Source organism: uncultured Porticoccus sp. (assembly GCF_963975625.1).
Taxonomy (GTDB): Bacteria; Pseudomonadota; Gammaproteobacteria; order Pseudomonadales; family Porticoccaceae; genus Porticoccus.
The window spans coordinates 17,689-28,687 of the sequence record NZ_CAXBHS010000011.1; the positions used below are offsets into that span (position 1 = coordinate 17,689).

General features: G+C 53.9%; 8 protein-coding genes. All 8 read right to left on the minus strand.

Annotation, left to right across the window (positions count from 1 at the left end; all coding sequences use genetic code 11):
• Positions 1 to 8: 8 nt before the first annotated feature.
• The 8 genes from AACZ64_RS10525 to AACZ64_RS10560 all read right to left on the minus strand — a co-directional run bounded on the left by AACZ64_RS10525 (position 9) and on the right by AACZ64_RS10560 (position 10,988).
• Positions 9 to 1,331: a putative O-glycosylation ligase, exosortase A system-associated gene (locus AACZ64_RS10525; protein WP_293614083.1), complete on the minus strand. Its 1,323-nt coding sequence runs from the start codon at positions 1,329 to 1,331 to the stop codon at positions 9 to 11.
• Positions 1,332 to 1,394: 63 nt separating this feature from the next.
• Complete coding sequence (locus AACZ64_RS10530) at positions 1,395 to 2,741, minus strand: AMP-binding protein (protein WP_293614084.1); 1,347 nt, start codon at positions 2,739 to 2,741, stop codon at positions 1,395 to 1,397.
• Between the two features lie 10 nt (positions 2,742 to 2,751).
• A complete protein-coding gene (locus AACZ64_RS10535; protein ID WP_293614085.1) occupies positions 2,752 to 3,855 on the minus strand; it encodes a glycosyltransferase family 4 protein in 1,104 nt (367 codons plus the stop codon).
• Complete coding sequence (locus AACZ64_RS10540; RefSeq protein WP_293614086.1) at positions 3,852 to 5,054, minus strand: TIGR04063 family PEP-CTERM/XrtA system glycosyltransferase; 1,203 nt, start codon at positions 5,052 to 5,054, stop codon at positions 3,852 to 3,854. Before AACZ64_RS10540 ends, AACZ64_RS10535 begins: the two co-directional genes overlap by 4 nt.
• Positions 5,055 to 5,060: 6 nt before the next feature.
• Positions 5,061 to 6,959 (minus strand): XrtA/PEP-CTERM system amidotransferase, encoded by a 1,899-nt coding sequence (locus tag AACZ64_RS10545; protein WP_293614087.1) that lies wholly within the window; start codon positions 6,957 to 6,959, stop codon positions 5,061 to 5,063.
• A gap of 3 nt (positions 6,960 to 6,962) precedes the next feature.
• Positions 6,963 to 8,147 (minus strand): TIGR03088 family PEP-CTERM/XrtA system glycosyltransferase, encoded by a 1,185-nt coding sequence (locus tag AACZ64_RS10550; RefSeq protein ID WP_293614088.1) that lies wholly within the window; start codon positions 8,145 to 8,147, stop codon positions 6,963 to 6,965.
• Positions 8,144 to 9,760 (minus strand): exosortase A, encoded by a 1,617-nt coding sequence (gene xrtA / locus AACZ64_RS10555; protein ID WP_293614089.1) that lies wholly within the window; start codon positions 9,758 to 9,760, stop codon positions 8,144 to 8,146. The genes AACZ64_RS10550 and xrtA overlap by 4 nt, the downstream gene beginning before the upstream one ends.
• Entirely contained in the window at positions 9,750 to 10,988 is a 1,239-nt protein-coding gene (locus AACZ64_RS10560) for a TIGR03087 family PEP-CTERM/XrtA system glycosyltransferase (RefSeq protein WP_293614090.1), read from the minus strand. The genes xrtA and AACZ64_RS10560 overlap by 11 nt, the downstream gene beginning before the upstream one ends.
• Positions 10,989 to 10,999 lie beyond the last annotated feature (11 nt).

The window sequence follows — 10,999 nt, forward strand, 5'->3', positions numbered from 1 at the left end:
GCCCCGAACTAGCTTGGCGGCATCCGTTGCCGGCTGCGCATTCTATTGGCAGGGGCTTTGGGCCGCTGGATAATATCGCCCGACTGGCCCAGGCCCACCACTTCCCGGCTGGCAAACTGGTAGTTCAATAGTACCGATATGGCGATGATGTGCCAGGGCAAATCAAAATACGACAGACTCAGAAAGGCACCACCTGACATATAGGCAATCAGACTGACCTGGAGCATCCGGGCCAGCAAATTTGAATGCGGCGAGTCCGGGTCGTTTTTGGTGCGCTTGATCACCTGGGTGAGATTTCGCCAGGTCAACCCAAGTACCGATAAAAAGAGGATCAGCCCCGGCCAGCCATGATCTGCCAGGACTGAAAAATAAATGCTGTGGGCAACAAATACCTGGTTGGGGTTCGGCGCATAAATGGCGAACATCTCCTTTGACCAGGCCGACAGGCCGGCACCGGTAATCCTGTCATTGGCCACATTAATGCTGTATTGCCAGGAGTTGATCCGGGACATGGCCGATGCATCTTCCTCATAGGTTTTTATGCTCTCCATACGCTCGTGCCAGCTTTGCGGCATAAAGGCAAAAATCAGCGAGGCCGCAATTACTATCAGGAAACCACTGAGTATTTTGGTTTTGCTCTTCAGCCAGAAGAAGAAGCCCACCGCTGCCATCGCCAGCAAGGCACCACGCGACTGAGAGCCAAACACTGAAATCAGACTGAAAAACAGGGCGCAGCCCATCCCGTAACGTACCCATTTATGGGGCGTTATTCGGTAGAGATACACCATTAACGGCATGACCATTAACACCGCAACCGCCAGCGCATTGTTTTCTGAAATATCACTGCCCGGCGGCCCGAAAACATGGAAGGCGCCACCGGTCATAAGTGTGAAAATGCCGCCCTTGAAACTGAAGAACCCTACGGAGAGGACGATCACCCAGATAAGCAGGTTGAGCTTTTTTTCATCAATTATCAGGATCAGGGTCAAAAACGTCATCACCTGAATTTTCAGTATATTGATATAGGATTCCATGGCCTGGTCGGGATAGACCGCATTAAAGGTCGCGATCGCCATCCAGACGATAAACATCAGCCATATCACGACTGTGGCGTTTATCGGCAGGCGCTGCCTTTCTGTACTGAACAGAACTGAAACAAACAGGGTCAGCGCCACGATCATGGCAAACGGCATGTTGTAGGCAAAGCCCCAGGCCAACCGGTGTGGGTTCATGTAACTGAGCCAGCACCAGACCAGAATACCTATGTAGGCGTGGCGCAAAATGAATGGCAGGCTGCCAAACACCATAAGGGTAACCAGGATATCTCTCATAACGGTTGCGTGTTAGCTCCCCCGGACAGGCATCAACCTATCCGTCAATTGACTGTGGGCTGGTCAGGTGACTTTGCTGACCACATAACGGAATTTGCCTGATTTTTCCGGCCTGATCTCGTCACAGTATTCAAATTCAACCGTGACCGCCTGCCCCAGCCTTTTTTTAAAAACATCGCTGATTGCCTGCTCATTGGCGATGACATAATCATCGCCGCGGACAATCTCTACCCGTGTCAGGTCAAGTGACTCCTGTGTGATTTTGAACGAGGCGATACCGGGCAGGTCACGCAGGATATAAATCAGGGCGAGGCCGTGCAGCAGGGTTCCGTCCTGGGCCATCAGGAAATCTGTCGAACGCCCCTGGACTTCCTGCATCACCGGCAGCCCCCGGCCACAACTACAGGGTGAGTCGCTGAGCACACCAATGTCACCGGTGCGATAGCGAACAAAGGGAAAGTCGCGAGTGGCCATATGGGTCACGACAATTTCTCCAGACTCGCCCGGCGGCAATACCCGGCCATCACCATCCACGATTTCGACAATAATGTCTTCGGCCGTGATGTGCATCTTGCCCGCCGGACACTGGTGAGCGATAAATCCGGCATCCCGGCCACCATAGCCGTTGGCGACGGGACAACCAAACACCCGCTCTATTCTCTCCCGCTGGTGATCGTAGAGCCGCTCAGAGGTGACAAAGGCCACCCGGATACCGAGTCCCGAAAGATCGATACCGCTGTCTTCAGCATGGCCGGCAATATGCGCCAGTGCCGAGGGGTAACCGAACAGCATTGCTGGTTTGACCTTGCGGATAGTAGCCACAAAATCATCCAGTTTTGTTTTTGACATTTCGAAGGCCGGCAACAGGCGGGTCCTGAACAACCTATCGCGCAACTGCCGCACGCGATCCTGGGTACCCAGCTCTATTGGCGATCCCCAGACCACAATCTCCGGGTCCCCAATATCCACATTCCACCAGCGGGTAGCCCGCCATTTAGCAGCCACATCATGGCTAACACGCTCACTGCCAATGAAAAATATAAGCGGTTCACCACTGGAGCCACCGGTATTGAAGCGTGACAATCCCACCGCACTTTCAGCCTTCATGCTCTCACTGTTGGCTCGTATTTCCGGTTTACCCATGAGCGGCAGACGCTGAAGCTCAGTGAGTGAGGTTATTTGATTCGGCTTGATGTCCAGCGCAGCAAACAGTTGCCGGTAATAGGGCACATGTCGGCCAATATCAACGAGAAATTCCCGCAGCCGCTGCAACTGCAGCTGCTCCAGTTCCGCCGCCGTCAGCCACTGTGTTCGCTCCATATCGCGACGAACACGCACCGTGCTGTGACGTTTCAGCCGCTCGTGCAGCGGGAACAAAACGCCGGAGACCAGTCGGGTATACCAACTCATTGCTCTGACCTCATAACCCTGACCTCAGTGATCGATAGAGTGTCAGCCACTGTTCTTTTACCACTGGCCATGCGTAGAGCCTGACCGCGTCCAGTCCATTGTCAATCAACCTTTGCCGCATCTCTTCTTCCCTATACAGGCGGATTATCTGCGCCGCCATGGCTGCTGCGTCTCCTGCAGGCACCATCAGGGCGGTTTTTTCCTGCGACACGATATAGGGAATACCGCCCACATCCGTCGTCACCACTGGCACACCACAGGCAAGTGCTTCCAGAACGGAGTTCGGCATATTGTCTACGGTGGTCGGATTCAGAACCAGGTCGGCGGACTGGTAAAAATCCACGATTTGCTGTGCATCCAGTCGACCGACAAACTGAACATGTTTCTGTAGACCCAGCTGATCGGTCAGGGCGGTCAGTTCGGCCAGCTGCGGTCCGGAACCGGCAATGGCCAGTTCTATTGCAGGGATCTCCCTGCGCACGATTGCCAAAGCCTTGATTGCTGTTGCAATGCCGTAAATGGCTTCGAGATTGCGGGTAATAATCACCCTGAACCCCTTTGTGGCGGGCACATCATCGACCATGGCTACCGGCCTGAACCTTTGCAGATTTATGATATTTGGGATCACAGTGGTCTCAACGCCGAACCCGGCAAACACCTCTTGAAGATAGCCGGAGGGTACAACAATTTGCGTGGCTCGGTTCAGGGTTGGCCTGATCCACCGAAAAGACTGCTCGAAATAACTGCCCGCTTCCCCCCCTCGGTAATTCACGATAACCGGGGTATTTTTCAACCATGCCAGCCAGACCACGGGCGTGGAAAACAGCTGCCATGACCAACCGGAATTGGCCATCAGGTGGATGACATCGACTTTGCCAGCCATTTTCCAGACGGCCACCAGATAGGGTACCAGACGGAACAGTGCGCGAACGCCCCTGAGTTTTTCCACTGACTTTGGACGGTAGGGCCGATTGGTCTGCACCAGGCAAACCTCTACGCCTTCTTCTTTGAACAACTTGACCAGCTGGCTGGTCTGGGTGGCCATGCCACCTGCCGGAGGGGGCAGAGGACCAACCACCCCCAGACGCAATTTTTTTCCTGGCTGAGCCGTCATCCTAAAAGATCGCCATAAACCTGCCGATATCGGCTGACGCTGTTGGCCCAGTTCCGCTCTTCCTCCACGTAACGGCGACCATTGCTGCGTATGGCAGGCCATCGCTGCCGGTCATCGAGCAATCCGATAACGGTGCGAGCCAATGATGTAGCACTGCCAGCGGTAAACAGGCAGCCATTTTCGTCTTCTCGAATAAGCTCCCGGTGACCGCCTACATCCGAAGCGATCACTAACTTACCCTGAGCCATGGCTTCCAGTGGCTTCAAGGGCGTTACCAGATCTGTCAACCGCATACTAAGCCGCGGATAGACGAAGATATCGACCAGATTGTAATAATTCTGCACATCGGTATGGGGAACCCGGCCTGTCATGATCACCACATCCTGCAGCTCCATCTCATCAATCTTTGTCTTGATCAGTGACTCCTGTGGGCCGCCACCCACCAGCAACAGACGCAAATTGGGGCAGCTGGCAATCATTTCCGGCATGGCTTCAAGCAACAACACAATACCTTCATAGGCATAAAATGAACCGATGAAACCCAGTACCGTTTTATCTTGCAAGCCAAGGGTCTGCTGCAGTTCCGGGTCCGCCCCGGCCTCCACACTGAAGTGCTCAATGTCTACCGCATTGGGGATTACGGTAACCTTAGATGGCTCAATGCCGCGACGGACGATATCGTCTCGCAGCCCCTGACAGATGGTGGTGACGGCATCGGCGCGACGAAAAACATGGCTTTCCATGCCATGGGTCAACCGGTAGCGAACACCCAACTCCCTGCTGGTACCGTGATCAACGGCGGCATCCTCCCAGAAAGCACGGCATTCATAAACCAGTGGCAGGCCAAATTTTTTATTCGCCTGCAATGCTGCCAGACCATTTAACGCCGGGGAGTGGGCATGGAGGATATCCGGCTTCTCCGTTTCGATGACCTCGGCAATACGTTTTGCCAGCGTCTGTATCACCTGCCACTGGTTGAGTATCGGCAGCCGTGACAGCAAACCACTCCCGGCCGGGGTCCGGTAAAAACGAAGTCCGTCGACCTCCTCATACGGCACCGAAGAACCGGGATGCTTTAAGCCGGTGACATGAACCGTGTCCCAGCCGAGCGCACGCTGCTGCCTGAGAATATTGCGGGTGCGGAAGGTATAACCACTTTGCAGGGGAATCGAGTGGTCGAGAATATGGAGGATACGCATGGTAATCTATAGCTCGAATTGATCGTGTTTGGTGGTGGCTTCAAACATCAACAACGACCATAAAACAGCGCTGTGGTCACGGCGACCGGAGAGGTGCTGGTCGACCAGCTCTTCCAGATAGGGCTGGTTAAACAGTCCGGTTTTAGCCAGGTTTCCGCCGGTAATTGTACGCCGCAGCCTGTCCCGGAGCGGCCCGCGAAACCATTTTGACAGCGGTACGCCGAAACCCATTTTGTCGCGGTAAAGCACATCATCAGGCAAGTGCGGCTCAAGGGATTTTTTGAGAATGTATTTACCTTCCTGTCCTTTCAATTTGATATTGGAGGGCAGACCGGAAACCCACTCCATCAGCTTGTGGTCCAGCAATGGCACCCTGACTTCAAGCGCATGGGCCATACTGGCACGGTCCACTTTGGTAAGAATATCCCCCACCAGATAGGTTTTCATGTCGAGGTACTGAATCAGCGACAGTGGGTCATCGGTGGGAGCACGTGCGGCATGGTGATGAAAGGTATCCACCGCACGATAGCCCGCCAGCTGGCTTTTCATTTTCTCGCTGAACAGTTTTTCCCGTTGATCGTCCTTGGCCAGTGAAACCGAGTGAAAATACGCTTCGACGGAATTGCGCGCCAAAGACTGGAACGTGCTTTTGGCCCGAAACACTCTGGGCGCCCAATCGGCCTTCGGATAAAGGCGGCCCAGTGTACCGAACAGGGGTTTGCGCAACCCCAGTGGCAGCCTGGATCGCAGTTTTTCCTCGTTCATGTGCCAGCGATAACGGCGATACCCGGCAAAACCCTCGTCACCGCCATCACCGGACAGGGCCACGGTTACCTGCTGCTTGGCCAGCTGGCAAACCCGGTAGGTGGGGATCGCCGAACTGTCTGCGTAGGGTTCATCATAGAGGTCGGCGAGAATATCCAGCAGGTCAAAATCGTCACTACTGACGGTGCGCTCGAAGTGATTGGTCTGATAGCGGGTGGCCACCTGCTGGGCAAACTCGGTCTCATTGAATTGCTTGACATCAAAACCGATGGCACAGGTGTTGACCGGTTTATCCTGCAATCCGGCCATCATTGCCACCACGGCACTGGAATCCACACCACCCGACAGAAATGCCCCCAATGGCACCTCGGCCTCCATGCGCACCTCCACCGCTTCCCGCATCCGCACCAGCAGTTCTTCCTGCACCTCAGATTCCGAGCCTGCCTGGACCGGTGTAAAGGGGATATCCCAATATTCGTGAGCCTCCGGCACCGGTTCACCCCGGCGCAGCAGCAGGGTATGCCCGGGTGGAAGCTTGAAGACATCGCGATAAATGGTTTTTGGCTCGGGGATGTAGCCAAAGGCAAAGTAATCTTCTACCGCCCGCACATTCAGCGAACGCGGCAGGTCGGGGTGGGCTTTGAGCACCTTGAGTTCGGAGCCAAACACCAGTTGCCCGTCGGGCAGGATGGAGTAGAACAACGGCTTGATACCAAACCGGTCCCGGGCGAGAAACACCGATTCTGCCCGGCGGTCATAGACAGCAAAGGCAAACATGCCGCGAAAGTGGTCCACACAACGCTCTCCCCACTCCTGCCAGGCATAGAGGATAACCTCCGTGTCACAGCGCGTACGAAAGTGGTAGCCCTTTTCCCTGAGCTGCTCGGACAATGTGTGAAAATTGTAAATTTCGCCATTAAAAACGACGCAAAGATTGCCATCTTCACTGAACATGGGCTGTTGCCCGGAGGACAGATCGATAATCGACAGACGGCGATGGGCCAGCGCAACACCCGGCTCCAGATGCTGGCCACCCTCATCGGGGCCGCGATGAAACTGAGTCTGGTTCATCGCGCCGATCAGGTCACCATCAAAATCCCGACGGCCCGTTAAATCAAAAATTCCCGCAATACCACACATGCATTAATTGCCCTGAGTTCTGTTGCTATTCAATGGTGCACTATCCACACCCAGCAGGGTGTCGTAAACAGCCAGGTAATCCGCCACTGTCTTTTCCCAATTGAACGTTGTCCTCACCAGAGCCAGCCCCTTTTCACCCATGGACTGCCGGAGGGTGGGGTCATCTACCAGTTCAGCCAAAGCGTCGGCCATTGCTACCACATTATTGACCGGCACCAACCTGCCGTTAACGCCCTCTTCTACCAGCTCTACATTGCCACCCACGCTAGTGGCAATGACCGGCAAGCCGGAAGCCATCGCCTCCAACAGGGTATTGGAAATACCCTCTGCGAGGGATGGCAGGATGAAGATATCCATCAGCTGCATTAATGCCGGGACATCATTCCTGTCACCGGAAAACCACACCACATTGGAGAGACCAAGCTGTTTTACCCGCTCAACCAGTTGCGGCTTGAGCGGGCCGTCACCCACCAGGACCAGCCGCAGTGTTTCCCGCAGTATCGGCCTCTTTGTGAACAGATAGCCAACCGCCTCAATAAGCAGCTGCTGATTTTTTACCTCGGCGAGCCGTCCAACAGTACCAACCACAACGGCGTTCTCTGGCAACAATCCCGGAGGGGCCAGATCGCCCACCAGTGGACTGCCCTGTCGGGGTGAAAATTTTCCCGCATCGACACCATTGTAAATCTGGCGCAATTTTTTCTCGGGGATAGAGACCGTATGCTTCAACCACTGCAGCAAGTCCCGGCTAACCGCGATATAGCGATGCACAAAAGGCTGCATTGCTTTGCGCAACAGATTATATTTTTTATTGGTGCCATCGAGGTCGTGAATATCCCGCCCGTGCTCACCGTGTACACGTTTGATACCGGGCATCAACAGCGTGACTAACTGCATCTCCAGACTGGCCAGATTGCGGGTATGAACAACGTCGGGCCGCAGGGTCCGCAGGGTTTTCCATAAATCCCAAAAAACACGAAAATTCTGACCAGCGGGTTTATGCAGCTGGATAACCTGTACACCCGGCAAGGTAATCCGGTTGGCAAACTCATCTGCATTTGTCAGACAAATAATCACATGCCGATAACGGTCTGGCGGTGTCCGGTTAATGATGTTGATCAGGCCATTTTCCAGACCGCCGGTGCCCAGGGCATAAATGATATGCGCCACAAGAGGAGTGGTTTTCACGGTTGCTTTGCCCCGGAAAATTCCCGATCGAGTGAGCTTTCCAGTTCCGGCAACATCGTATGGATGAACCTTTGCAGCATTTCTTCAGCAACGGCCATCTGTTCGCTCTCGCCCGGGAAATCTATCGGTACCGCGAGGGTGATAATGGCACCATCCCGCCTGTTTTCCAGCAACCGGGCGCTCAATTCATAGAACTTGGCCACATAGTCATTGGCCGTATATTGGTCACCAATGCGATACCACCGCCAAACCAGCAGATTTTGACCGGGTCCTTTCACCACTGCGGATAAAACCCCGGTTGTTTCACCGTTGAGGTCCACGGATTCTCCGCCCATGGGAAACACCCGCCAGTCGCGAACATCGCGATTAAACAGACGGTTCTGACCACTGATCAGTTCCGCACCCCGCTCCTGTCGCAGATACTGGGAAATATCGAGCATTACAGCGGGCTGCCCTTCAGCGTCATTTTGATTCTGATACACGTAAAACTGCTTTATATGACTATCGTTGCCCCGGTGCTGGGGATACCAGTCCCAGAACATATCCGTACTCAGGGTAAACTTGCCGAGGTGCTCTGGTGCAAACTCGGCGGCAGTTGGTTTGGACTGCCCCCCCTGATTCAACGCAAAAACCCAGGCGGGCCAGATAGCTGCCACTGCCAGTGTGGCGAAAACCGCCAGAATAAGAGCCAAGCCGGGCAAACGTGATCGCTGGTTGGAATTCGTCTCAGAAAGGCTATCTGCGTGCACAGGCAGCTGGTCGAGGTCGCTCCATTTGGCCCCAATCACAAATAAAATCAGCATAACAAGCCCGAAGAAAACCCAGCCATAAATCAGATGGTCAACGCCTACCGCCAGCTCCATGCCGCTGAGATGGCCAATCATGACAATCATGTAGGCGCGCAGTCCGTTGGCAATGATTGGTACAATTGACGCCACCAGGATGAATGCCAGTCTTTTTTTCATGCTTGAGTAGTTGATATAGGCAAACAGGCATCCCAGGGTCACCGATGCAATCAGATACCGAATACCGCTGCAGGCTTCCACGACTGACCAGTTTCCGGAGGGCAGTGCGATAAACATGCCCTCGCGATAAACGGGGATTCCGCTAAGTTTTACCAAAGCGACTGTTACCGTTGCGGTGTATTCCATCAACGGGGGAACCAGCTCCTCCCCCATGGGGACTGCAAAAAATAGAAATGCCAGCGGAAAAATCAGTGCTTTGGAGATATCGATCCCCATAACCGTCAGAAACGCAGCGACAACCATGGTGATCAGCGCGAACTGCTGAACAACCTGAACATCCACCAGATTACCCAACATCCAGAGAAACCCTGCAGCAGCCAGGGGGATCAACGCCAAAAATTGCGGAGTGGGCCGCAGGTTCTGCAGAAAATTTCTGCGCCGCCAGATCAGCCAGGCGACAATAGGCAGGATCAGAAAACCGTGGGTATAGGTTTCAGCCACATACCAGGTGGACACCATCGACCAGGTGGTTTCGTAAAAAAGACCTAAAAATGCCATCACCAAGACAATAAAAAAAACAGGGACAAGCAATTGTCCATTACCTGTGTACTGTTGCCAGGCATTACTTAAAGACGATTCAGGCTTCATGACTGGCATCCCCACTCACTGAGTTCCTGCCATACTCCAGCCAGCTGGTGACGTTGGGCAGGTTGTCTTCCCAACTGAAATCACGGGTGACTTTTTCTCGGGCCGTCTTGCCGATTGAGGAAAACTGACCGGCCAGAACCTGCTCGACCAATGCTCTTAAAGCCGCTTCATCGTCAGCCACCAATACGTCCTGACCATGTTCAGCTGCGATGCCTTCCAATGCCTGCGGGGTGACGATAACCGGCTTGGCCATGGCCATGGCTTCCAGCACTTTGTTCTGAATACCCCGGGCAACTCTCATCGGCGCAACTGCAGCCATGGCAAATTTTAGATAGGGGCGGACATCCAGCACCCGACCGGTGACACAAACCCCGGAAATTTTCTCCAGAGACTGAACAGTTTCGGTAGGATTACTGCCGACGATATACAGTCTCAGACTGCTATCAATCCTGCTGAGTCCCGGGAACACTTTCTCGGCGAACCAGCAGACCGCATCCTCATTGGGCCAGTAATCCATCGCACCGGTAAAAACCAGGACTTTGTCCTGAGGACTGTATGGCGTCACCAGATCAGTGTCCGGCGAAAAGTAATCCACGTCCACGCCATTATTGTAAAAGCCGGTTTTACTGGCCACTTCGGGGGCGAGCCTCTGGAACATGCCCGCTTCGGCAGAAGAGACAAACAGACTGGCATCAAAATCAGCCGCCACATGACGCTCGTAAGCCAGTAACCGCTTTGCCTCCCGGCGATAAATCCAGCTCATTGGCCAGCGCTTTCTCGCCGAATACTGTCGCCACTTATCGGAATCAATGTCCACGAAATCAATCAGCTTCCGCTCAATAGGCAGCTCTGTGCCGGAAACATATTGCGCCATGGCGGCGGAGTAAATGACGGCTCGCTGAATACCCTGCTCAGTAGTTACACTGCGAGTCCAGCGGGCCAACGCGGCACTGAAAAAATAAGGCAGGGTCAACGGTTCACCAGCTATCAGTCCGAACAGACTTTTCAGCCGGGCCTTGCGCTGATTCAGCCTGACAAAAAAGCAATCTTCACAATATTCCCGAACCTGCTCCCGATATTGCCAGTCTTCTGCATCATCGATAAAAGTGCCAAGGTAAACACGATAATGCTCACTCAAATATTTGAGCAAGTGAAAGGAGCGTATCTTGTCGCCTTTGTTGGGGGGGAAAGGGATCCGGTGAGATAGAAATAACAATGCTGGCTTCATGCTTGACAAAT